Source organism: Comamonas sediminis, from assembly GCF_041107495.1.
Classification (GTDB): domain Bacteria; phylum Pseudomonadota; class Gammaproteobacteria; order Burkholderiales; family Burkholderiaceae_C; genus Comamonas; species Comamonas sediminis.
The window spans coordinates 321,364-342,316 of sequence record NZ_JBGBDC010000007.1 but is presented as its reverse complement, the minus strand read 5'-3'; the positions used below and the strand labels follow the sequence as shown (position 1 = coordinate 342,316).

At 65.6% G+C, this 20,953-nt stretch carries 22 protein-coding genes; 9 read left to right on the top strand and 13 right to left on the bottom strand.

Going from position 1 to position 20,953, the window contains the following annotated elements; genetic code table 11:
- Positions 1–124 precede the first annotated feature (124 nt).
- Entirely contained in the window at positions 125–1,312 is a 1,188-nt protein-coding gene (locus AB7A72_RS17600; protein WP_369460711.1) for a hypothetical protein, read from the bottom strand.
- Positions 1,309–2,664 carry a hypothetical protein gene (locus tag AB7A72_RS17595; protein WP_369460710.1) on the bottom strand — a complete coding sequence of 452 codons (1,356 nt, stop codon included), beginning with the start codon at positions 2,662–2,664 and terminating at the stop codon, positions 1,309–1,311. The genes AB7A72_RS17600 and AB7A72_RS17595 overlap by 4 nt, the downstream gene beginning before the upstream one ends.
- A 191-nt stretch (positions 2,665–2,855) precedes the next feature.
- Here AB7A72_RS17595 and AB7A72_RS17590 point away from each other — a divergent pair, with 191 nt between their 5' ends.
- Positions 2,856–3,317, top strand: a complete 462-nt coding sequence (locus tag AB7A72_RS17590; protein ID WP_312413830.1) for a PaaI family thioesterase — start codon at positions 2,856–2,858, stop codon at positions 3,315–3,317.
- Between the two features lie 58 nt (positions 3,318–3,375).
- Positions 3,376–3,927 carry a nitroreductase family protein gene (locus AB7A72_RS17585; RefSeq protein ID WP_230773338.1) on the top strand — a complete coding sequence of 184 codons (552 nt, stop codon included), beginning with the start codon at positions 3,376–3,378 and terminating at the stop codon, positions 3,925–3,927.
- Between the two features lie 63 nt (positions 3,928–3,990).
- Here the strand turns inward: AB7A72_RS17585 and AB7A72_RS17580 are convergent, their stop codons facing one another.
- The 6 genes from AB7A72_RS17580 to serA form a co-directional block, all read right to left on the bottom strand.
- The gene (locus tag AB7A72_RS17580; RefSeq protein WP_369460709.1) at positions 3,991–5,082 is read right to left on the bottom strand and encodes an ABC transporter ATP-binding protein; all 1,092 of its coding nucleotides are present in this window, start codon (positions 5,080–5,082) and stop codon (positions 3,991–3,993) included.
- Between the two features lies 1 nt (position 5,083).
- Positions 5,084–5,950, bottom strand: coding sequence for a carbohydrate ABC transporter permease (locus tag AB7A72_RS17575; RefSeq protein ID WP_369460708.1), 867 nt, complete (start codon positions 5,948–5,950; stop codon positions 5,084–5,086).
- A complete protein-coding gene (locus AB7A72_RS17570; RefSeq protein WP_369460707.1) occupies positions 5,940–6,941 on the bottom strand; it encodes a carbohydrate ABC transporter permease in 1,002 nt (333 codons plus the stop codon). Before AB7A72_RS17570 ends, AB7A72_RS17575 begins: the two co-directional genes overlap by 11 nt.
- A gap of 18 nt (positions 6,942–6,959) precedes the next feature.
- Positions 6,960–8,324 (bottom strand): ABC transporter substrate-binding protein, encoded by a 1,365-nt coding sequence (locus tag AB7A72_RS17565; RefSeq protein ID WP_239810273.1) that lies wholly within the window; start codon positions 8,322–8,324, stop codon positions 6,960–6,962.
- A gap of 110 nt (positions 8,325–8,434) precedes the next feature.
- The gene (locus AB7A72_RS17560; protein WP_313335655.1) at positions 8,435–9,391 is read right to left on the bottom strand and encodes a TauD/TfdA dioxygenase family protein; all 957 of its coding nucleotides are present in this window, start codon (positions 9,389–9,391) and stop codon (positions 8,435–8,437) included.
- A gap of 206 nt (positions 9,392–9,597) precedes the next feature.
- Positions 9,598–10,827, bottom strand: a complete 1,230-nt coding sequence (gene serA, locus AB7A72_RS17555) for a phosphoglycerate dehydrogenase (protein ID WP_369460706.1) — start codon at positions 10,825–10,827, stop codon at positions 9,598–9,600.
- 325 nt (positions 10,828–11,152) lie between these two features.
- Between serA and AB7A72_RS17550 the strand changes: the two genes are divergently transcribed.
- The 5 genes from AB7A72_RS17550 (at position 11,153) to AB7A72_RS17530 (ending at position 14,227) form a co-directional block, all read left to right on the top strand.
- Positions 11,153–12,283: an alkene reductase gene (locus AB7A72_RS17550; RefSeq protein WP_239810270.1), complete on the top strand. Its 1,131-nt coding sequence runs from the start codon at positions 11,153–11,155 to the stop codon at positions 12,281–12,283.
- Between the two features lie 82 nt (positions 12,284–12,365).
- Entirely contained in the window at positions 12,366–12,938 is a 573-nt protein-coding gene (locus AB7A72_RS17545; protein ID WP_312836313.1) for a hypothetical protein, read from the top strand.
- Positions 12,939–12,951: 13 nt separating this feature from the next.
- Entirely contained in the window at positions 12,952–13,314 is a 363-nt protein-coding gene (locus AB7A72_RS17540; protein WP_369460705.1) for a hypothetical protein, read from the top strand.
- A gap of 88 nt (positions 13,315–13,402) precedes the next feature.
- Positions 13,403–13,633, top strand: coding sequence for a hypothetical protein (locus tag AB7A72_RS17535; RefSeq protein ID WP_021026822.1), 231 nt, complete (start codon positions 13,403–13,405; stop codon positions 13,631–13,633).
- A 60-nt stretch (positions 13,634–13,693) separates the two neighbouring features.
- Positions 13,694–14,227, top strand: a complete 534-nt coding sequence (locus AB7A72_RS17530; protein WP_239810267.1) for a GNAT family N-acetyltransferase — start codon at positions 13,694–13,696, stop codon at positions 14,225–14,227.
- 11 nt (positions 14,228–14,238) lie between these two features.
- Here AB7A72_RS17530 and AB7A72_RS17525 read toward each other — a convergent pair whose 3' ends face one another.
- From AB7A72_RS17525 to pyrE, 3 genes are all read right to left on the bottom strand, one after another.
- Positions 14,239–14,856 (bottom strand): DNA-3-methyladenine glycosylase I, encoded by a 618-nt coding sequence (locus tag AB7A72_RS17525; protein ID WP_369460704.1) that lies wholly within the window; start codon positions 14,854–14,856, stop codon positions 14,239–14,241.
- Positions 14,857–14,871: 15 nt separating this feature from the next.
- On the bottom strand, positions 14,872–15,477 hold the full coding sequence (locus AB7A72_RS17520) for a DUF4124 domain-containing protein (RefSeq protein WP_369460703.1): 606 nt from the start codon (positions 15,475–15,477) through the stop codon (positions 14,872–14,874).
- A gap of 79 nt (positions 15,478–15,556) precedes the next feature.
- On the bottom strand, positions 15,557–16,255 hold the full coding sequence (pyrE, locus tag AB7A72_RS17515; RefSeq protein ID WP_369460702.1) for an orotate phosphoribosyltransferase: 699 nt from the start codon (positions 16,253–16,255) through the stop codon (positions 15,557–15,559).
- Between the two features lie 10 nt (positions 16,256–16,265).
- Here pyrE and AB7A72_RS17510 point away from each other — a divergent pair, with 10 nt between their 5' ends.
- Positions 16,266–17,069, top strand: a complete 804-nt coding sequence (locus AB7A72_RS17510) for an exodeoxyribonuclease III (protein ID WP_239812822.1) — start codon at positions 16,266–16,268, stop codon at positions 17,067–17,069.
- A gap of 62 nt (positions 17,070–17,131) precedes the next feature.
- Positions 17,132–17,719, top strand: a complete 588-nt coding sequence (locus tag AB7A72_RS17505) for a hypothetical protein (protein ID WP_369460701.1) — start codon at positions 17,132–17,134, stop codon at positions 17,717–17,719.
- A 9-nt stretch (positions 17,720–17,728) separates the two neighbouring features.
- On the opposite strand, the gene pntB is transcribed toward AB7A72_RS17505, so the two are convergent.
- Complete coding sequence (gene pntB, locus AB7A72_RS17500; protein ID WP_369460700.1) at positions 17,729–19,144, bottom strand: Re/Si-specific NAD(P)(+) transhydrogenase subunit beta; 1,416 nt, start codon at positions 19,142–19,144, stop codon at positions 17,729–17,731.
- Between the two features lie 18 nt (positions 19,145–19,162).
- Positions 19,163–20,812 carry a Re/Si-specific NAD(P)(+) transhydrogenase subunit alpha gene (locus tag AB7A72_RS17495; RefSeq protein WP_369460726.1) on the bottom strand — a complete coding sequence of 550 codons (1,650 nt, stop codon included), beginning with the start codon at positions 20,810–20,812 and terminating at the stop codon, positions 19,163–19,165.
- Positions 20,813–20,953 lie beyond the last annotated feature (141 nt).

The window sequence follows — 20,953 nt, the reverse complement described above, 5'->3', positions numbered from 1 at the left end:
AATTTCTTTTCAAAACAGCAGCTTATCCCAGCCAATAACTATCGACGCAAGGGCCGTTTTTGGGACCGGCTATGGCCCCACCGCCGGGCTGCGGAGTGGTCTGCAAGGGCCGGTCTGCCGCCGCTCAGTCTTCGCCCGGGGATGGAAGGCGTTTTTGCGGCTGAAAGTCGTACAAGGTCTGGCCGGCGTTGTCGATCACCAGCGCCGGAAGGTTCGCGCTGGTGGTCAGGTAAAAGCCGCCTGGCCAGGCCTGCGCAGCGAGCTGCGCCCCGTCCAGCAGCAGCTGCGGCATATCGCGTGACGACTTGCGCCATACCAGTTGCAGGCTGCGCGCATCCACGATCTGCAGCACGACTTCGGCAGCGGTGGTGGGCGTCTCGTCGTAGCGCATCAGCACCCGGTCGGCATTGCGGGCCAGCACCTCGCCGCTGAACTGCACCGGCACCTGGGCCACTGCGGCGATCTGGGTGATGCCTGCATCACGCAGCGCCTGGCGGCTGACGACGAAACCATCGCTCACCGGCTGGTACAGCCTGGGCGCGGCGCGCACCTGTTGGTCTGCGCTGGAATGCACGCTCAGCCGTGGCCAGCGTTCAAACTCGCCAGGCCGCACTTTTTGCGCAAACTGCAGCAGCATGGTGGGCAAGCCGTACTGGGCCACGTCGGTGTCAAAGTCGGCGTAATCGATGCGCGATACCGTCTGCTGGTACTGTGCCCAGGGGCGCTGCTGCCAGCGCTGCAGCCGCTCCGCCCAGGGGTACAGCTCGCCGCTGGCCCAGTACAGCGCATAGCGGTCGCCGGTATTGCTGGTCACCTCCAACAAACCCGGTTCGCGCTGCTCGCCAAATGCGTACCTGGACACGCCCGTGCCCAGCGCTGCCGCAAAGCGCTGGCGCAGCGCTGCATCCATCGGTTCAAACGCGGTCTGCGCCGGCTGGCGCAGCCACCAGTGCCGGTCATTGAGCAGCAGCGACAGCTGGCCATCGGCCTCGCTGCGCAGGCGGGCGGGCTGGCGCAGCTGCGCGCGGGGCAGCACGATGCGCTGGGGCTGGCCCAGCAGCTGCCTGGCCTGCAGGTCGTTGTCCAACAGCACAAATACATCGTCCTGCGTGGTGCTGTGCTTCATCACCCGCAGCATGCGCAGGCTGCCATCCTCGCCCTGGTAGATGGCCGATGCCTCGACCTCGCCCAGCTCCTCGGCCTGGTCCGCAGGGCGCAGCAGGCGGACCGTGGCGGGCACCAGCAGCGGCAGCACAAAAAACACCACCAAGGCGATGCCCAGGGGCCCGATGGCGCGCCGGGGGATGTTCATCGCGCGGCGCCTTCAGCCGCAGCGCTAAAGTCCTGCAGCACTGCACCGTCCTCGCCGATCAGCAGCGCAGGCTGGCGCATGTCGTTGAGCAGCAAAAAGCCGCCGCTGACTGCCTGGCCGGTGACATAGGCACCGCCTTCGCGCATGCCCAGTGGGGGCAGCTGGTCGATCGTGCGGCTCCACACCACCTGCTGGCTGGCCTTGTCCAGCAGCTGGATGACGCGGCCTTCCTGCCGCACCGGGCTGGGGTTGTAGGCCAGCAGCAGGCGGCGCGCGTTTTCCGCCATCACATCGGCATGGAAGCGCGGCACCGCCGGCTGCACCACCTTGATGCGCAGCAGCCCCCGGTCCTGGGTGGCATACCGGGGCGTGAAGTAACCATCGCCTATCGGCACATAGCTGCGCAACGATGTCTGCACCTCGCGGCTGTCGCCGGGCTGCAGGTCGAAGTAGCCAAAGTGAAGAGGCTGACCGGGCTCGTGCCGCCACCAGGACTGCACCAGCACGGCGCGGTTCTCCTCGCCGGTCGGGCGGGGCAGCGATTCATAGCGGTAAAAGGCGGTCTCCTGGCGGTAGCCGGCTTGCGCCTTTTCATACAGGCTGCTGCTGTCGGCCGCCGGCCAGATCTGGCCCAGCAGCCAGTACACCAGGTATTTGCTGCCATTGCGGCTGGTCACCTCCAGGCTGTCGGGCCGGTCACGGCCCTTGGGCGCCACGCCGACGATGCCCTCGCCCAGCTGCGCTGCAAAGCGCGCGCTCAGCTGGGGCTGCAGATCGACAAAGCGCAAGGTGCCGGGGTCAAAACGCCAGAAACCGCGCTCCTTCAAGAACAGGTAGAGCTGGCCGTCGGAGAAGAACTGCAGCGCTGCGCTGCCCGAGCTGCCGGCCCAGGGCATCGCCATGCGCTGGGGCTCCCCCAGGCTGGTGCCGGTGGCCGCATCGCGCACCACCGTGCGGTAGACCACATCATCGTGCTCACGGTTTTCATACAGCTGCACCAGCAGGCGCTGGCCGTTGCGCTCAATGAGCGTGGTGGCCTCGCTGCGGCCCAGGGCCAGCGGCGGTGCCTTGGCTTGCCAGGCAGCGGGCAGGCTCAGTCGGAGCCCGGGTTGCAACCGGGGCAGCCACCAGGGTATGGACACCAGCATCGCCAGCAGCACCAGGACCCAGGGCAGATGCCGGCGCAGCCGCGCCCCGCTGGCTGCGCCTGCAGAGGCGGGCATGCCTGGGTAGGCCTGGCCCTGCAACTGCTCCAGCCGGAACTGCGCGCCGCACTGCAGGCAGGCAAAGGCATGGGGCACGCCTGCACTGCGGCAGTGCGCAGCGCCGCAGCGCGGGCAATACGGGGACATCAGAGAGGATGCGGGGGACCAGGCAGGCATAAGCCAGCGATGATAAACCGTGGCCCCAGGAGCCCGGGAACCCGCTTTGCAAACGAAGCTGGGCGCCGCCAGGTGGGCGACTCCCAGGCGTCAGCCGCCTTGCCCGCACGGCTGCCCCAGCCGCTAACATGCTGGCTTTTGAACCTGCTGCGCCCTGCCCCATGACCACCACCGCCCCATCCACCGCTGTTGCCAACGACATCCCCGCCTACACCGTGGATGAGCCGGCCCACCAGATCTTCGGCCTCAGCATGGCCATGGCCGAGGCCTTTCTGCTCAAGGGCGAGGCGATCGGCAATGACCGCGCCCGGGTGCGCATGCCCTACCAGAAGCAATACACCAACAGCCGGGGCGACATGCATGGCGGCGCCATCGCCACGTTGCTCGATGTGGGCCTGTCCTGCGCCGCACGCGCGCATGACCCGTCGCGCTATGGCGTCATCACCGTGGACCTGACCATCCACTACATCGCACCGGGCAGCGGCGATGTAGTCTGCACCGCCGTCTGCGAAAAAAGGGGCAGGAGCCTGTCGTTTGTGCGAGGCGAACTGCATGACGATGCCGGCAACCTTTTGGGGCTGGCCACCGGCACCTTCAAGCTGGTCGACAAACAGAAAATCTGAGCCTGCAAAAAACCGGCAGATATGGCATGCTGGCGGTCTTATTGCTCCAATTTTGACCATGACGCGCCAATCCACCCATGCCATCCATCCCCAGTTTTTGGACCGTTCCTCGCCCCGCGCCTTCTCCGGCAAGGCACTGACGCCCAAGGACATCGAGACCATTGTTGAAGGCGCACGCTGGGCCCCTTCGGCCAGCAACAAGCAGCCCTGGCACTTTGCGTATTCGATCCATGGCGATGCCAACTGGCAAGCGTTCTCCACCATCCCCAACGAGTTCAACCGCCGCTGGTGCCTGAACGCCGGCGCGTTGCTGGTGGTGCTGTCGAACAAGGCCGAATCGGCCATGCACAGCTTTGACACCGGCTGTGCCTGGGGCTACCTGGCGCTGCAAGCGCATGCCATGGGCCTGGCCACGCATGCGATGGCCGGCATCGAGCTGGCTGCCGCACGCGAGGTGCTGCAACTGGGCGAGCAGTGGCAGGTCGAATGCCTGGTCGCGATCGGCGAGCGCGGCGACAAGTCCAGCCTGCCAGCCGACCTGGCAGAGCGCGAAACACCATCGCCACGCAAGGCGCTGTCGGACATCCTGAGCGCAGGCCCGCTGGCTTAAACGGCTGCCTCCAGCAACGCAAAGGCTCCCAACCGGGAGCCTTTGTGCTTCAGACATCAGGCTTTATGCGACGTTCAGGCGCTCGCCGCTGTGCCGGTCAAACACATGCCAATGCTGCGGCGCCGTGTGCCAATGCAGGCCCTGGCCGGGGGCCAGCGCCAGGCGCTCCTTGACGGTCGATATCAGTGGCTGCTGGCCAAAGCGGCTGACCACCTGGGTTTCGGCGCCGGTGGGCTCGACGACCTCGACCGTCGCAGCGCTGGTGGCCACACCGCTCAGCGGCGCCACCTCCAGCTGCACATGCTCGGGCCGCACACCCAGCCACAGTTCACGCGCGCCCTGGGCCTGCAGGCCAGGCAGCAGCGGCAGGCGCTGGCCGTCGTCGGTCACCAGCTGCCAGCCGTCCTGCGCTGGCTGGCTGCGGGCGGCAATCAGGTTCATCGCGGGTGAACCGATGAACTGCGCGACAAAGGCATTGCGCGGCCGGTCATACAGCTCCAGCGGGGTGCCGACTTGCTCAATCACGCCGTCGCGCATCACCACGATGCGGTCGGCCATGGTCATGGCCTCGATCTGGTCGTGGGTGACATAGACCGTGGTGGTGCGCAGGCGCTGGTGCAGGGACTTGATCTCGGTGCGCATCTGCACGCGCAGTTTGGCATCGAGGTTGGACAGCGGCTCGTCAAACAAAAACGCCAGCGGCTCGCGCACAATGGCGCGGCCCATCGCCACACGCTGGCGCTGGCCGCCCGAGAGCTGGGCAGGCAGGCGGCCCAGCAGCGGCTCCAGGCCCAGAATCTCGGCCACCTGCTGCACGCGCTGCGCGATGGCCGCCGGCGCCTGGCGCTGCAGCTTCAGCGCAAAGCCCAGGTTCTCGGCCACCGTCATATGCGGGTAGAGCGCATAGTTCTGGAACACCATCGCGATATTGCGCTCGCGCGGCGGCACGTCGTTGATGACCTGTCCGCCCAGCACGATCTGGCCGCTGCTGACTTCCTCCAGACCGGCGAGCATGCGCAGCAAGGTGGATTTGCCGCAGCCAGACGGGCCGACCAGCGCGACAAACTCCCCCTCGGCGATATCGAGCGATATGCCCTTGAGCACATCGTGCCCCTCAAAGTGCTTGCGCAGCTGTCTCAATGCAATCGAAGCCATCTCAGTCCTTTACGCCACCGGCGGTGAGGCCGTGCACCAGGTATTTGCGTACCAGCACCGTGAAGAGCAGCACCGGCAGCATCACCATCGTGCCGGCTGCGGCAATCTTGGTCCACTCCCAGCCGTCGTACTGCAGAAAATTGACGATGGCGACCGGCGCCGTCACCGCCTGGGTGCGGGTCAGAATCAGTGCGAAGAAAAAGTCGCTCCACGAGAAGATGAAGCACAGCACGGCCGTGGCCACCAGGCCCGGCCGGGTCAGCGGCAAGGTCACATGCCAGAAGGCCGACCAGATGCCGCAGCCGTCCATCCAGGCCGCCTCTTCCAGCGCTGTGGGAATCGCGTCAAAAAAGCCTTGCATCATCCAGATCACGATCGCCAGGTTGAAGGTCAGGTAGACCAGCACCAGCGCCCAGACCGTGTCGAGCAGACCCAGCCAGCGAAAGGCCAGAAAGAACGGAATCGTGAACGCAATGGGCGGCGCCATGCGCGTGCTCAGCACCCACAGCGCCACCTGGCGCCGCTGCTTGAAGCGCCAGCGCGACAGCGCATAGGCCGCAGGCACCCCCAACAGCAGTGACAGCCCGGTGGACAGCACACTCACCAGCAGGCTGTTGCCAAAGGAGCGCGCAAAGTTGTCCTGCCAGAGGCCGGCAAAGGCCTCCAACGTGGGGCTGAAGATGAGATCCAGCGACAGCGCATCGCCCGCCGGGCGAAAGGCCATCTGCAGCATCCACAAAAAGGGCAGCAGCACCAGCATCAGCACCCCCACAGCCACGGTGCTGCGCAGATGGCGCTGTGCGCCCTGCACTAAGCGTTGCCACAGCGGCAATGAAGATGCTGCGCTGTGCCAGGTCTCAGCGTGCATGGCGCTCTCCGTTGGCCTTGCCCAGGCGGCTGATCAGCGCGCTCAGCACAAAGATGATGGCCAGCATCACCACCGCAATGGCGCTGCCATACCCCCAGTACGAGAAGTTGAAGGCCTGGATAAAGCCGTAGAAATTGGTCACCTCGGTCACGGTGCCCGGCCCGCCATTGGTCAGCACATACAGCAGCGGAAAGGCCTTGAAGCTGTCGATCAAGCGGAACAGCGCGCAGACCACCAGGGTGCGCTGCAGATAGGGCAGCACGATGTAGACAAACACCTGCCAGCGGTTGGCGCCATCGATGCGGGCGGCATCGACCGGGTCGCGCGGCACCATCTGCAGCTGCGCCAGCACCATCAGCATCGTGAACGGGAACCACTGCCAGACATCGGCAACGACAATGGCCCACAGCGCGGTATCGGGATTGGCGATCAGCGAGCGCACCGGCCAGCCCCACTGCTCCAGCAGCGCATGCAGCGGGCTGATGTCGGGCGTGTAGATGATCTTCCAGACCAGGGCCACCACGATCGGTGGCAGCACCATGGGGATCAGGAAAAATGTGCGCAAGCCCGCCAGCAGCCGGCTGCCGCTGTGCAGCAGCAGGGCCAGGCCCAGGCCGACGAGCAGCTGCAGCAGCACCCCCACCGACGAGAGCTTGGCCTGCACCCACAGCGAATCCAGAAAGCGCTGGTCCTGCAGCAGCTGCACATAGTTGCCAGCGGGCTGCCCAAAGTGGAAGGTGGCTGCCGGGTCCGTCAGGCTCAGCGGCGTCAGGCTCACCACCACCAGGGTGATCAGCGGCAGCAGGGTAATGGCGGCCAGCACCACCAGCGCCGGTGCCAGGCCCAGGCCGTAGGCCCGCGCCGATGCGCGCTGCCAGCGCTGTGTGGCGGGCGTTTCAGCGTGCTTGCCGCGTGTTGGCCCGGGCAGCGGCAAGGGCTGCGCAGGCCCCGTGTTGAGCGCCTGCGGCGCGATGGAAGCGGTGGGCGGCATGGGCGCGTTCCTGGCCTGTCAGACCGAGACGCCAGCGCGGCGCAGCTCGGCAATCGACGCGGTCTGCGCCTGCTTCATGGCCTGCTCGGGCGTGCGCTGGCCGGTGACGATCAACTCGATGGCCTTGTTGATCTGCTGGTCCACCTGCGGGTAGGCGGCCACGGTGCGGTATTTCATATGGCCCTGCTTGGCCGACAGGTCCACCGATGCGGTCACCAGCGCCGCAATGTCATAGCCATTGGCGCGTTGGCGCTCGCGGTAGATGGGGGAGTCGATGTCCGAGCGGCGCGTCGGCGAGCCATAGCCGGCGGCCACGGCACGCTGCAAGGTTTCCTTGGACGTCGCCCAGCGGATGAACTGCCAGGCGGCGTCCTTGTTCTTGCTGCCCACCGGAATGCCCCAGCCATGGATGGCGGTGCCTGGAAAGCGGCCGGCCACGCCCTTGGGCACCTGGCCCCAGGCCGCCGATGCCGCCACCTTGCTGCTCGATGCGTCGGCCAGCTGCGAGAGGTTGATCTGGCCTTGCACGCTCAAATGGCTGCGCCCGGCCTTGAGCGACTGCACCGCCTGGTCCGAGGTGTAGGAGACCACTCCGTCAGGCCCGTATTCGCGCAGCAGGCGGGCAAAGTAGTCGGCCGCCGCTATCGCTTCGGGGCTGTCGAGGGTCGGGAACAGGTCATCGGGCGCCTTGCGGAACACATCGCCGCCAAAGGCCTGCAGGAAGGGGATGAAGGTCCAGCCATAGTGGTTGTCGGTGACAAAGCCGGCCGCGCGTTCCTTGCGGTTGAGCAGCTTGGCCGCTTCCAGCCAGGCGTCTGTCGTATCGGGAAAGGCCAGGCCCGACTGCTTGAGCACATCAAAGCGCGAGGCGGCGGCAATCGTCACCTCGGCCTGCCAGGGGATGCCGTAGAGCTGCCCGTCGCGGCCCCGCTCGGGCGCCAGCGCGCCTTCCAGAAAGTCGCGGATGTCAAAGTTCGCCGGCGTTTTGTTCGGATCGTTGATATAGCCGTCCAGCGGCGTCAGCCAGCCCGAGTTGATCCAGCGGCTCGAATAGATGAAGGTGACATTGACCGCATCAAAGGCCGCGCCCTTGGTGGACAACTCCAGATCGGCACGCTGGTTGTAGACCGGAAAGCCGGGCGTGTCGAAGTTCACCTTGGCGCCCGTCGCCTCCTCGAATTCGGGAATCCAGGGGCGCAGCAGCTTCGAGTACGGCGAGCTGTACAGCGAGGTATTGAGCGTCACGCCCTTGAGCGGCTTGCTGTCCAGCGCCAGTGCGGGAAAGCCCAGCGCGCTGCCGGCACCGGCGGCCAGCGCTGAGACCAGCAGCTTGCGGCGCGGCACCAGCAGGCCGCCTTCATAGTGGTAGGTGGTTCGGGTCATCGAAGTTCTTCTCCAGCGGGCGCAGGCGTTCAGGGCCGTCTGCTGTCGGATAGGGAGGCAGGCGCAGCGCCAGTCCAGGCAGCCGCCAGGTCCGGCCGGTCTGCGGCGGGTCAGGCTGCGGCCGGCTCGCGCACCGTCAGGTCGACGCTGGTGCGGCCATCGACCGCAGTGGCCACATCGCCGGTGACCGTGACGCGGCGCATCACGCGGTGGGCGTCGGCGTAGTCATTGATGGCGTAGTGCTGGGTTGCCCGGTTGTCCCAGATGGCCACATCGCCCGGCTGCCAGTGCCAGCGCACGGTGTTTTCCAGACGCACAATGCGCTCATGGAAGAGCTGCAGCAACGCGGCAGACTCGTTGCTGCGCAGGCCCTTGATGCGCTTGGCAAAGTGGCCCAGCAGCAGCGCTTTCTCCCCCGTCTCAGCATGCACATGCACCAGCGGTTGCTCGGACTCGATGGTCTTGCTGGTGAACACCTTGCGGTAGCTGGCACGGCCCTGCGTCTCGCTCTGGCTGGCGGTGGTGTTCTGGCGGAAGTTCTCCGCATAGTCGTAGTCATTGCCATGCACAGCCCAGAGCTGCTCGGCCAGCTGCTGCAGCGGGGCGGGCAGGCTCTCGTAGGCGGCCACAGTATTGGCCCAGACGGTGTCGCCGCCATGGCCGGGCAAGGTGACGGCGCGCAGCACACAGACTTTCGGGAACACCGCCTTGAAGGTCACGTCGGTGTGCCAGGAATCGGCCCGGCCACCGTGCTGGGAATTGAGCTCCAGGAAGGCCGTGCCATCGGGTGCGGGCACGGTGGGATGCGCTTCGATCTCGCCAAACAGACGGCCAAAGGCCTGGTGGCTGGCGTCATCGAGGTGCTGCTGGCCCCGGAAGAAAATCACCCGGTGCTGCAGCAGCGCCGCCTTGATCTGGGCAAACAGCGCGGGCTCCAGCGCGCCCGACAGCGACACGCCATGCACCACCGCGCCAATGCGGCCCGCCAGGGGCTCGATGTGCAGGGCGGCGCCTGCAGCGGCTTGGACCGCGGGGCTCAGGTGGCGAACATTGGTGATGGCATTCATGGGCGCTCCTCAAGGGCTGGCAATCAGGTAGAAGCCTTCATGCTAGGCAGGGGTGCGCGCCGCCACAACGACGCATTTCATGCATCGATATGCCAACAGCAGCTAAGAAAAAAGAGGCATAAGCCTCTTTCTTCGATGTCTAAGAACCTTTTCTAAAGCCATCCACCCCACCGGCGCCGTTGGGACGCTGTGCGGTGGATGCCGCATCAGAACAGCACGCGGCAGCGGATGGTGCCGGCGATCTGGGCCAGCTTCTCCAGCGCCAGCGCCGACGATTCCTGGTCGATATCGATCACCACGTAGCCCACCTTCTCATCGGTGCGCAGGTACTGGCCGGCGATGTTGATGCCGTTGTCGGCCAGCACCTGGTTGATGGCCGACAGGATGCCGGGGCGGTTCTCATGCACGTGCAGGATGCGGTTCTTGCCCGGGTGCTCGGGCAGGGCCACTTCGGGGAAGTTGACCGCCGAGGTGGTGGTGCCGTTGTCGCTGTACTTGACCAGCTTTTCTGCCACTTCCAGGCCGATGTTGGCCTGGGCTTCCATTGTCGAGCCGCCGATGTGCGGTGTCAGGATCACGTTGTCCATGCCGCGCAGCGGCGACTGGAACTCATCCTTGTTGCTCTTGGGCTCGACCGGGAACACGTCGATGGCAGCGCCCAGCAGCTTCTTGTCCTTCAGTGCCTGGGCCAGGGCATCGAGGTCCACCACGGTGCCGCGCGAGGCATTGATCAGGATGCTGCCAGCCTTCATCGCTGCAATCTGGGCAGCGCCGATCATGTTGTGGGTGGAGGCCAGCTCGGGCACGTGCAGGGTCACGATATCGGACTGCTCCAGCAGCGCATAGAGGTTGGCGGCCTGGTGCGCATTGCCCAGCGGCAGCTTGGTGACCACATCATGGAACACCACCTTCATGCCCAGGCCTTCGGCCAGCACCGACAGCTGCGTGCCAATGGAGCCGTAGCCGACGATGCCCAGGGTCTTGCCTCGGATCTCGAAGGCGTTGTCGGCGCTTTTCTTCCAGCCGCCCCGGTGCGATACCGCGTTCTTCTCGGGGATGCCGCGCAGCAGCAGGATGGCTTCGGCCAGCACCAGTTCAGCGACGGAGCGGGTGTTGGAGAAAGGCGCGTTGAAGACTGCAATACCGCGCTCACGCGCCGCATTCAGATCGACCTGGTTGGTGCCGATGCAAAAGCACCCCACGGCGACCAGCTTGTTGGCCGCGGCAAATACATCGGCTGTCAGCTGCGTGCGGGAGCGGATGCCGACAAAGTGCACGTCGGCGATCTTGCGCTTGAGCTCCTCGCCCTCCAAGGCGCCGGTCAGCGCCTCGACCTGGGTATAACCCGCCGCCTGCAACACCTTGAGCGCGGAAGGGTGGATGCCCTCGAGCAGCAAGAACTTGATCTTCGATTTATCCAGCGATGTTTTGGTCATGAATGCGCGCTTTCTCTTTCACAAACAACAGCGGTCTGCCCCCACGGCTGCGATCGGCAGCTGGCAGACCCGGGTCGATCATGGCGCAGAACCTTTGCCATTACGTGTTGTCGGGTTGACCCTAGGTCCTACGCGGCGCAGCCGGCGCCACCCGCCGCTTGTCCAAGCCTGCCGCCCTGCACAGCTGAAGCACTTGATTTGCTTGGTTTTTCAGCACCCGGGTGGTTCGCCGACAAGCGCCGGGCTTCAACCCTGGCCTGCAAAGGGTGAGGCTGCGTGGTACAAAAAGCAGGTGATTCTGTGACACAACCGCAAGGAGTTTTGCATGACAACTGCCCCCACCCACAGCCTGTTCGACCCGATACAAGTGGGCGATCTGGCGCTGGCCAACCGCATCGCGATGGCGCCGCTGACGCGCAACCGTTCGCCCAACGCCGTGCCCCAACCGATGACGGCCACCTACTATGCCCAGCGCGCCAGCGCGGGCTTGCTGATCACCGAGGCCACCGCCATCAGCCACCAGGGCCAGGGTTATGCCGATGTGCCGGGCCTGTACGAGCAGGACCAGCTTGACGGCTGGAGCAAGGTGACCCACGCCGTGCATGCCAAGGGCGGCAAGATCGTCTGCCAGCTGTGGCATGTGGGCCGCGTCTCCCACCGCCTGCTGCAGCCGGGCCAGCAGGCCCCGGTGGCCCCTTCGGCCATCACTGCCAAGACCAAGACCTACCTGATTGACCATGCCACGGGAGAAGGCCGCTTCGAGCCGACCTCCGAGCCGCGCGCACTGGATGCCGAGGAGATCCCCGGCATCGTGCACAGCTTTGCTGCGGCTGCCCGCAATGCGGTCAAGACGGCCGGCTTTGATGGCGTCGAGATCCACGGCGCCAATGGCTACCTGCTGGACCAGTTCCTGAAGACCGGCGCCAATGTGCGCCGCGACGACTACGGCGGCTCAATTGAAAACCGCGCCCGCCTGACCCTGGAAGTCACCCGCGCGGTGATCGATGCGGTCGGCCGTGGCCGGGTGGGTATCCGGCTCTCGCCGGTCACCCCGGCCAATGGCATCGATGACGCCGATCCGCAAAGCCTGTTCACCTACCTGGCCCACCAGCTGGCGCCGCTGGGGCTGGCCTATATCCATGTGATCGAGGGCGCCACCGGGGGCCCGCGCGAGGTGGAAGGCCGCCCCTTCGACTATGAAGCGTTCAAGGCGGAATACCGCCGCGCCGGCGGCAAGGCGGCCTGGGTGGTGAACAACGGCTATGACCGCGAACTGGCCGAACAGGCCGTGGCCAGCGGCCAGGCCGACATCGTCGCCTTTGGCCGGCCCTACATTGCCAACCCGGACCTGGTCGAGCGCCTGCGCAGCGGTGCCGCGCTCAATACCGGCGACAGCAGCACCTACTATGGCGGTGGCGAGAAGGGGTATACCGACTACCCCACTCTTGCCGGCTAAGCGCCTTGGGCGGCCTGGGCCTACAAAGAACCTGTGCCAAGGCCTGGGCCGCTGCTTCACCGTATTTTGGTAGAGTGCGCAGATGCCATTGACTCCTCTCTTCCGCACCACCTTCTGCCTGCTGCTGGTCCCCGGCCTGGCCGCCTGCTCCAGCCTTTGGCCCTCCAAAAAAGAGGCCGATCCTGCGCCCCGCGCGCCCCAGCAGGCGCCCAGCGACAAACCGGCGCCGCAAGCACCTGCTGCCGCAGCGGCCAGCATCAGCGAGGCCGACCTGGCCGGCATCTGGGAATGCCAGTTCCAGATCAGCATGGGCAAGGACAGTGCCAGCTTCACCTACACCAACCAGTTCAACCCCGACCACACGTTGCGCTCGCAGGCCTTTCTGGCCTATGACATGCCCAGTACCGAGCAGCAGTACCGCTTTGTGCTGCAAGGCACAGGCCATTGGCGCATCGATGGCAGCACGATCACGATGATCGTGCCCAAGGTGGTCAAGCAGGACCGCTCCGAACACAAGAAGCCCGAACTGATGAACGACAAGGACCTGGTCCCCGAGGATTTGAGCGATACCTGGGCGGTGCAGGCGCACAAGGGCAAGAACCTGCGCGTGACCGTTGGCAGCCTGGCTGACGCGATGCTCTGCAACAAGGAATAAGGCCGGGCCTCGCATGGATTCGCTGACCCTGACCTTTTTGCCGCTGGCGCTATGGTGGCCGGTGGCCACCGGCCTGTCCTTGCTGCTGGTGCTGAGCGCCGTGCTATGGATGTTTCTGCAGAACCGGGCGCCGCGGCAGCAGGCATCCGCAGGCCGTCCGGCCTGGCTGCCGTGGGCGTTTGCACTGTTTGCGCTGGTCTGGTGGGGCTTTGGCTTTGCGTTCGCGCTGTGGCCGCTCACCGAGCTGGATGAACTGGGCCAATGGGCCCGCGCCAGCAGTTATGTGCTGGTGCCGCTGTGGATAGGCGGCGTGGCCTGGGTGGGCGCGCTGCTGGTGCAGCGCCTGCTGCGCAGCATGGCGGCCATGCGCGGCTAGCGCGGCGTTACCGGTTGGCGGCGATTGCCGATTGACAGCCGCCCCATTTGCGCGACACTGGTGCTTACCCCTGAGTTGGAGGCCTGCCATGACCGATATCGACAGCATCAACCTCGACAAACTGCGCAATATCGTGCAGAAGTTCACGCACCGCGACTTTACCGCCGCCCAGATTGCCGATGACTACTGGGATGGCGCGGCCGAACAGATCGGCGCCAGCGGCGCGCAGTTTGAAGCCGTTTTGCAGCGCAATGCGGCACTGCTGGGCATCCAGACGGTGGGCAGCCATCAGCCCGCGCGCTGGCATGTAGCGGCCTGAGGCGCCGGCCCCTCATCCATGCCACACCGCACCGCCGCGCAGCGGTGCTAGGCTTGCACCATGCTGCAGCCCGCCCGCCTCCATTTCCGTGATTTCTCTCCCGCCGACCTGTTCGTCGTCGCCCATGCCATGGGCGACGCACGGCTGACCGCGTTCTACGGACTGGAAACGGCGCACAGCGATGCCCGCGTCATTGCGCAGGAACAGCTCGATTGGTATGCCAGTGTTGCCAGCGAAGGCAGCGGCTGGTGGCAGGCGGTGCTGCTGGACGGGGCCGTCATCGCAGCCGTCGGCATCTACGACCATGACGACGAGGCCGACAGCGCCGATCTGGGCTACTGGTTGCTGCCCGACCATTGGGGCCACGGTTGGATGGACCAGGCACTGCGCCAGTGGCTGCCCGGCGCATTTGGGCGGCTGGGCTTGCACAGCGTGGTGGCCTATGTGGAGCCCGAGAATGCGGCATCGACCCGTTTGCTGGGCCGCCTGGGCTTTTGCCATGAAGGCCTGCTGCGCGACTGCAGCAAGCGCGATGGCGCCTACGTATCGCTGCAGCGCTATTCGCTGCTGGTGAGCGAACTACCGGGCTTGTAGCGTAAAGGGGCTCAGGCCGGCCGGCCATCCCGCACATGGCAGCCATGGAGGTGGTCATTGACCATGCCCATCGCCTGCATGAAGGCGTAAACCGTGGTGGGGCCGACAAACTTCCAGCCGCGCTTTTTCAGATCCTTCGACAGCGCCACGGCCTCGGGCGCCACGCCCATCTGGCGCACGGCCTCCAACGTGATCCGCTCCGGGCGGCTTGCCGGCGCTGGCGCAAAGCGCCACAGGTAGGCGTCAAAACTGCCAAATTCGCGCTGCAGCTCGGCCAGGCGCTGGGCATTGTTGATCACCGCCTCGATCTTGCCCCGGTGGCGCACAATGCCGGCGTCGGCCAGCAGGCGCTGCACATCCTCGGCACCGAATTGCGCAACCTGCTGCGCATCGAACTGCGCAAAGGCTGCCCGGAAGGACTCGCGCTTGTTCAGAATCGTCAGCCAGCTCAGGCCGGCCTGAAAGCCTTCCAGGCAGATCTTCTCGAACAAGCGGCGGTCCTCATGCACGGGGAAGCCCCATTCATGGTCGTGGTAGTGCTGGTAGAGGGGCGAGGCCATGCACCAGCTGCAACGCGCGCGCTGGTCGTCGGCCAGGGCCAGGCCTGGGGCGAGGGTGTCGAGGGGCATGGAGGTTGCGCGCGGCTACTTGGAAGCAGCCGGGGTCCAGTAGGGTTTGAGGCTTTGGGCCTCTGCGTCAAAGCGCAGGTTGGTGGCCTTGATTTCTTCGTTGATCGTGGCGATCTGCTCGTCGACTTCCTTGAAGTCACGTCGGTTGCCATCCAGGCGGGCCTGCAGCGGGGCAGGCGCCTTGCTGGGGTCCTTTTTGTAGAACTCCATGTCCTGGTCGATCTTCTTGCGGTCTTCGAGCAAGAAAGTGCGGCGCTCCTGCACGATGCGGATCTGCGCACGCAACACATCGACGGCTTCGGCACGCTCGGCGTCATGGGCGGCCTTGGTGGGAAAGCGTGTGGCCAGCGCGCGCTCGCGCCGTTTGCCGTCATTGGCGCGGTAGCGCTCTTCTGCCTCACGGCGCTGCTGCGCGGCCTGCTCGGCACGCTCGCGCTCGGAATAGGCCGGCCCGACCGTGCGCACTGCACCGCCGGGCATCGTGACCTGCTGCTCGCGGTCCGCACAGGCAGGAATGGGCCGGTCCGCCGTCAGGCGGCGGCCAGCCGCATCCACACAGCTGTAGACCATGGAGGCCGACGGGGACTTCTGGGCATGGCTGGCGCCAGCGAGCGCCAGCATCCCGATGGCCAAAGCAGCTGCACACCTGTCCTTCCGCATTGCTAGATCCTTATCATTCAAAACTATCGAATTCTAATAATCAATTGCCAACGCCATAACGTTCCCGGTAAGCCAGCACCTGACTGTGGTGTTCACGCATCGATTCTGCGGCCGGGCCCTGGGCCAGGAAGGCCAGCAGGTCCTCCAGCCTGGCAATGGTGCAGACCTGCATTCCCAGCTGGTCGCGCACATACTGCACCGCACTATGGGCAACGTCCTTGCCATTCTCAGTGGCTTTTTCCTGTCTGTCCAATGCAATGGCCATCGCATGGGGGATGGCGCCCGCGCCCCTGATGAGCGCAATCGATTCGCGCGCGGCGGTGCCGGCTGACATCACGTCATCAATGATCAGCACCCGGCCTTTGAGCGGTGCGCCCACCAGGCTGCCGCCTTCGCCATGGTCCTTGGCCTCTTTGCGGTTGTAGGCAAAGGGCACGTTCTTGCCCTGGCGCGCCAGCTCCACGGCCACGGTCGCGGCCAGCGGAATGCCCTTGTAGGCCGGGCCGAACACCATGTCGAACGCCACACCGCTGGCCAGAATCGCTTTTGCATAGAATTCGGACAGGCGCGCCATCTTGGCGCCATCATCGAACAGGCCCGCATTGAAGAAATACGGGCTGACGCGGCCGGCCTTGGTGGTGAACTGCCCAAAGCGCAGCACGCCAGCGTCTACGGCAAACTCTACAAAATCCTGCGCCAGCTGCGCATCCGCGCCTGGCTGTGGGAGACTATCGACCATGACCCAATCCTTGTTCAAATTAACCAGCCTCAACCTCAACGGCATCCGCTCCGCTGCCACCAAGGGCGTGATCCCCTGGATTGAGACAACCCGGCCCGATTGTATTTGTGTGCAGGAAATCAAGGCACAGCAAGCGGATATGCTGGACAAGTTCGACGTTATCGACGAGATGAACGGGTATTTCCAGTTTGCCGAGAAGAAGGGCTACTCGGGGGTGGGCATCTACACCCGCCATGCACCCAGCGATGTGGTGGTCGGCTTTTCGCCCAACGAGTTCGATGCCGAAGGCCGCTATGTGGAGCTGCGCTTTGACACGCCCACGCGCAAGCTGTCGATCATCAGCTGCTACTTTCCCAGCGGCAGCTCGGGGGACATCCGCCAGGCTGCCAAGTACCGCTTTCTGGCCGAGCTGCACCCGCACCTGATGCGCTTGCGGGCCGAGCGCGACTTCATCCTCTGCGGCGACATCAACATTGCCCACACCAACGCCGACATCAAGAACTGGCGCAGCAACCAGAAGAACAGCGGCTTCCTGCCCGAAGAGCGCAGCTGGATGACCCAGCTGCTGGAGAAGGAAACCGAGACCGGCGGCCTGGTGGACGTGTACCGCGTGCTGCAGCCCGATACCACCGACGCCTGCTACACCTGGTGGAGCAACCGGGGCCAGGCCTATGCCAACAATGTGGGATGGCGCCTGGACTACCACCTGGCCACGCCAGCGATTGCAGCACTGGCCCGCAAGGAGCACATCTACAAGGATGTGAAGTTCTCCGACCACGCGCCCATCACGATCGATTACGATTTCCAGCTCTGATCCCAACGTCCCGCCACGCGTCCCAGCGGCCGGGAGCCCAGACCACCCACCGGGAGCTTTCCATGCGCGTCACTGCAGCACCCCTTCTTCTGGCTGCCCTGCTGGCCAGCAGCGCCGTTAATGCCCGGGACGCATCGGATTACAGCACGCAGGAACTGGTCGAGGCGCTGACCCAGCGCCTGTCCAAGGTGCTGCTGGCGGGCCCTACGCGTGATGCGCCGCCCAGCACCGCCGCCATTGTCATGCTGGAGGGCAAGGGCCTGCGCCTGGCGCCACGGCTGCAATCCACCCCAACGACGCGGGTGCTGAGCCAGGAGCAACTGGTGGCCGAGCAGCGCGCCAACTTTCTGATCATCTCGCAGCTGGGCCAGCAGGGCGCGGACATGCTCGTCGACTACGAGACGCCCCACAATGCCTCGTTCGGTACCTTGCGCATCCAGGACAAGGACGGCAAGCTGGTGTTCAAGGCCGAGGACACCTACCGCAGCAGCAGTGGCGCGCGGGCCACCTATGCACGCCTGTACGGCGGCCTGCCCTGCCGCAATGGCAGCGAGATGGCCTACCGCTTCAACTATGCCGACCGCTATGCGCGCAGCGGCGAATGCCCGGTGGCGCACTTTCCCAGCAGCGATTCCGCCTTCGAGTGGTAAGCATCCGTCCTAGGCGCTGCCCTTGAGGCTGGCCAGCACCTCATCGAGCATCTGCTTGGCATCGCCAAACAGCATGCGGTTGTTGTCCTTGTAGAACAGCGGGTTGTCCACGCCGGCGTAACCGGCCGCCATCGAGCGCTTCATCACGATGGACTGGCCCGCCTTCCAGACCTCCAGCACCGGCATGCCAGCAATGGGGCTTGTGGGGTCGTCCTGCGCGGCGGGGTTCACGATGTCATTGGCGCCGATGACCATGGCCACATCGGTATCGGGAAAGTCGTCGTTGATCTCGTCCATCTCCAGCACGATGTCATAGGGCAGCTTGGCCTCGGCCAGCAGCACATTCATGTGGCCGGGCATGCGGCCCGCCACCGGGTGGATCGCAAAGCGCACCTCCACCCCGCGCTCGCGCAGGCTACGGGTGATCTCGTTGACGGTGTGCTGTGCCTGGGCCACGGCCATGCCGTAACCGGGCACGATGACCACGCGCTTGGCCTCGCGCAGCATCTCGGCGGTCTCGGCCGCGGTGACCGCCACCACCTCGCCCTGGGGCGCTGCGCCTGCCTGGCCCGCTGCTGCGGGCGTGCCACTGCCAAAGCCGCCGGCGATCACACTGATAAAGCTGCGGTTCATCGCCTGGCACATGATGTAGCTCAGGATCGCACCCGACGAGCCCACCAGCGCACCGGTGACGATCAGCAGGTCATTGCCCAGCATGAAGCCGGTGGCGGCGGCCGCCCAGCCCGAGTAGCTGTTGAGCATCGACACCACCACCGGCATGTCGGCGCCGCCAATGGCCATCACCATGTGCACGCCAAACAGCAGTGCGATGGCCGTCATCACGAGCAGCGCCAGCATGCCCAGGCCCAGCGATGCGGTCTGCACAAACCAGCAGCCCAGCGCAACCACCACGACCAGCCCCAGCAGGTTGAGCAGATGCCGCCCCGGCAGCAGCAGCGGTTTGCCGCCGATGCGGCCATTGAGCTTGCCAAAGGCCACCAGCGAGCCCGAGAAGGTAACAGCGCCGATGAGAATGCCGATATAGACCTCGGCCGCGTGGATGGCCTTCTCAGCGCCCTGCAACGGATGGGAGGTATCGACATAGCTGGCAAAACCCACCAGGCAGGCGGCCAGGCCGACCAGGCTGTGCATCAGCGCCACAAGCTCGGGCATCTGGGTCATCTTGACCCGCTTGGCGGCATACAGCCCGATGCCGCCACCCAGCACCAGCGCGATGACAATGGCCACCACGCCGGACTGCGACACGCGCGGGCCGAACACGGTCACCAGCACCGCCAGGCCCATGCCCAGCATGCCCAGCAGATTGCCGCGCCGCGCGGTCTCGGGGTGTGACAGCCCGCCCAGGCTGAGGATGAACAAAATGGCAGCGCCCAGGTAGGCAACGGTTGCAAGGCTTTCGGTCATGCGGTTCTACCCCCCGGCCTATTTGCGGAACATGGCCAGCATGCGGCGCGTCACCGCAAAACCACCAAACATATTGATCGCCGTGAGCACCAGGGCCACAAAGGCCAGTGCGCCAATCAGCAGCCCCGGCCGGTCCGTGCCCACCACGCCGGGCGGCGCTATCTGCACCAGCGCGCCAATCGCGATGATGCTGGATATCGCATTGGTCACGCTCATCAGCGGTGTGTGCAGGGCGGGCGTCACATTCCAGACGACCATGTAGCCGATAAAGCAGGCCAGCACAAACACCGTGAGGTGACCCAGGAAGGCCGCCGGCGCATGCGCGCCAATGAGCCAGAAGAGCAGCGCCAGCACCGCAAAGAGCATGGCCAAGGTGCGCGCAGGCAAAGGGCTGCCGGCACCATGGCCATGGCCCCGCTTTTTGGCCGCTGCCGGGCTGGCTGCTGCCGTGCCCGCTGCAGCTGTTGTAGTAGCCGCTGCCGGCTTGGTCACGGGCGCCGCCGCCAGCGCAGGCGCGGGCCAGCTGATGCTGCCCTGGTAGACCACCGTCAGGCCACGGATCGCATCGTCGTCCATGTTCACCACTGCATGCCCATCCTTGGCCTTGCACAGCTCCTCGGTCAGGCGCAGCAGGTTGTTGGCGTACAAGGTGGAGGACTGCGCCGCCAGGCGCGAGGCCAGGTCGGTGTAGCCCACAATCGTCACGCCGTGGCGCACCACGGCCTCGCCGGGCACCATCAGCTCACAGTTGCCGCCCTGCTCGGCGGCCATGTCCACAATCACGCTGCCGGGCTTCATCGCCTGCACCATCTCGGCAGTGATCAAGCGCGGCGCCGGCTTGCCGGGGATCAGGGCCGTGGTGATGATGATGTCGGCCCATGCGGCCTGCTGCGCATACATCTGGCGTTGCGCTGCCTGAAAGCCCTCGCTCATCACCTTGGCGTAGCCGCCGCCACCACCGCCCTCTTCGGCGTAATCCACCGGTACAAAGGTACCGCCCAGCGACACCACCTGGTCCGCCGCCTCGGCCCGCGTATCGTTGGCGCGCACCACCGCGCCCAGGCTGACGGCCGTGCCAATCGCCGACAAGCCCGCCACCCCGGCACCAGCAATAAACACCTGCGCAGGCGGCACCTTGCCGGCCGCGGTGATCTGCCCGCTGAAAAAGCGCCCAAAGGCATGCGCCGCCTCGACCACCGCCCGGTAGCCGCTGACACCTGCCATCGAGGTCAGCGCATCCATCTTCTGCGCGCGGCTCAAGGTGCGCGGCAGCGCATCCATCGCCAGCACCGTCAACCCCTTGGCTGCCAGCTGCGCCATCAGCTCCGGGTTTTGCGCGGGCCAGACAAAACCGACCAGCATCTGGCCGGCATGCATCCATTCGCATTCTTCAGCAGTAGGTGGCCGCACCTTGAAGAGAATGTCGGCCCCCGCCCAGATCGCCGAGCTGGGCAGCACCTGCGCACCCGCTGCGCGGTAGGCCTCGTCGCCAAAACTGGCCGCCTCGCCAGCGCCTGCCGCCACGCTGACGCGAAAGCCCAGTTTCACCAGCTTCTCCACCACCGCAGGCACGGTGGCCACGCGCTTTTCACCGGCGAATATCTCGCGCGGCACCCCTATGCATTGCGGGTTGGCTGGCGGTGGCTGCGGCGCCGCTGCTGCTGACATCGGTGGCGAGGTGCTGGACATGGATGCGCGCTCCTGGTTCAGGGATCAATGGGCTTGCAGCGCGCCGGTGTGCCCGGCCATGCCTGCAGCGCAGAACCCCTTGTATCACGGGCCAGCGGTTTGGGCTACGCGCATTTTTGC

What these genes read in the sequence shown, in the direction of transcription:
- AB7A72_RS17520 (WP_369460703.1), bottom strand. Translation starts at nt 15,477, where the DNA reads ATGCTGGCGCTCGCTGGCGCCAGCCATGCCCAGAAGTCCCCGTCGGCC.
- AB7A72_RS17535 (WP_021026822.1), top strand. Translation starts at nt 13,403, where the DNA reads ATGACCGATATCGACAGCATCAACCTCGACAAACTGCGCAATATCGTG.
- AB7A72_RS17540 (WP_369460705.1), top strand. Translation starts at nt 12,952, where the DNA reads ATGGATTCGCTGACCCTGACCTTTTTGCCGCTGGCGCTATGGTGGCCG.
- AB7A72_RS17545 (WP_312836313.1), top strand. Translation starts at nt 12,366, where the DNA reads ATGCCATTGACTCCTCTCTTCCGCACCACCTTCTGCCTGCTGCTGGTC.
- AB7A72_RS17565 (WP_239810273.1), bottom strand. Translation starts at nt 8,324, where the DNA reads ATGACCCGAACCACCTACCACTATGAAGGCGGCCTGCTGGTGCCGCGC.
- AB7A72_RS17495 (WP_369460726.1), bottom strand. Translation starts at nt 20,812, where the DNA reads ATGTCAGCAGCAGCGGCGCCGCAGCCACCGCCAGCCAACCCGCAATGC.
- AB7A72_RS17505 (WP_369460701.1), top strand. Translation starts at nt 17,132, where the DNA reads ATGCGCGTCACTGCAGCACCCCTTCTTCTGGCTGCCCTGCTGGCCAGC.
- AB7A72_RS17575 (WP_369460708.1), bottom strand. Translation starts at nt 5,950, where the DNA reads ATGCACGCTGAGACCTGGCACAGCGCAGCATCTTCATTGCCGCTGTGG.
- AB7A72_RS17600 (WP_369460711.1), bottom strand. Translation starts at nt 1,312, where the DNA reads ATGAACATCCCCCGGCGCGCCATCGGGCCCCTGGGCATCGCCTTGGTG.
- serA (WP_369460706.1), bottom strand. Translation starts at nt 10,827, where the DNA reads ATGACCAAAACATCGCTGGATAAATCGAAGATCAAGTTCTTGCTGCTC.
- AB7A72_RS17595 (WP_369460710.1), bottom strand. Translation starts at nt 2,664, where the DNA reads ATGTCCCCGTATTGCCCGCGCTGCGGCGCTGCGCACTGCCGCAGTGCA.
- AB7A72_RS17585 (WP_230773338.1), top strand. Translation starts at nt 3,376, where the DNA reads ATGACGCGCCAATCCACCCATGCCATCCATCCCCAGTTTTTGGACCGT.
- AB7A72_RS17530 (WP_239810267.1), top strand. Translation starts at nt 13,694, where the DNA reads ATGCTGCAGCCCGCCCGCCTCCATTTCCGTGATTTCTCTCCCGCCGAC.
- pyrE (WP_369460702.1), bottom strand. Translation starts at nt 16,255, where the DNA reads ATGGTCGATAGTCTCCCACAGCCAGGCGCGGATGCGCAGCTGGCGCAG.
- AB7A72_RS17550 (WP_239810270.1), top strand. Translation starts at nt 11,153, where the DNA reads ATGACAACTGCCCCCACCCACAGCCTGTTCGACCCGATACAAGTGGGC.
- pntB (WP_369460700.1), bottom strand. Translation starts at nt 19,144, where the DNA reads ATGACCGAAAGCCTTGCAACCGTTGCCTACCTGGGCGCTGCCATTTTG.
- AB7A72_RS17590 (WP_312413830.1), top strand. Translation starts at nt 2,856, where the DNA reads ATGACCACCACCGCCCCATCCACCGCTGTTGCCAACGACATCCCCGCC.
- AB7A72_RS17570 (WP_369460707.1), bottom strand. Translation starts at nt 6,941, where the DNA reads ATGCCGCCCACCGCTTCCATCGCGCCGCAGGCGCTCAACACGGGGCCT.
- AB7A72_RS17560 (WP_313335655.1), bottom strand. Translation starts at nt 9,391, where the DNA reads ATGAATGCCATCACCAATGTTCGCCACCTGAGCCCCGCGGTCCAAGCC.
- AB7A72_RS17580 (WP_369460709.1), bottom strand. Translation starts at nt 5,082, where the DNA reads ATGGCTTCGATTGCATTGAGACAGCTGCGCAAGCACTTTGAGGGGCAC.
- AB7A72_RS17525 (WP_369460704.1), bottom strand. Translation starts at nt 14,856, where the DNA reads ATGCCCCTCGACACCCTCGCCCCAGGCCTGGCCCTGGCCGACGACCAG.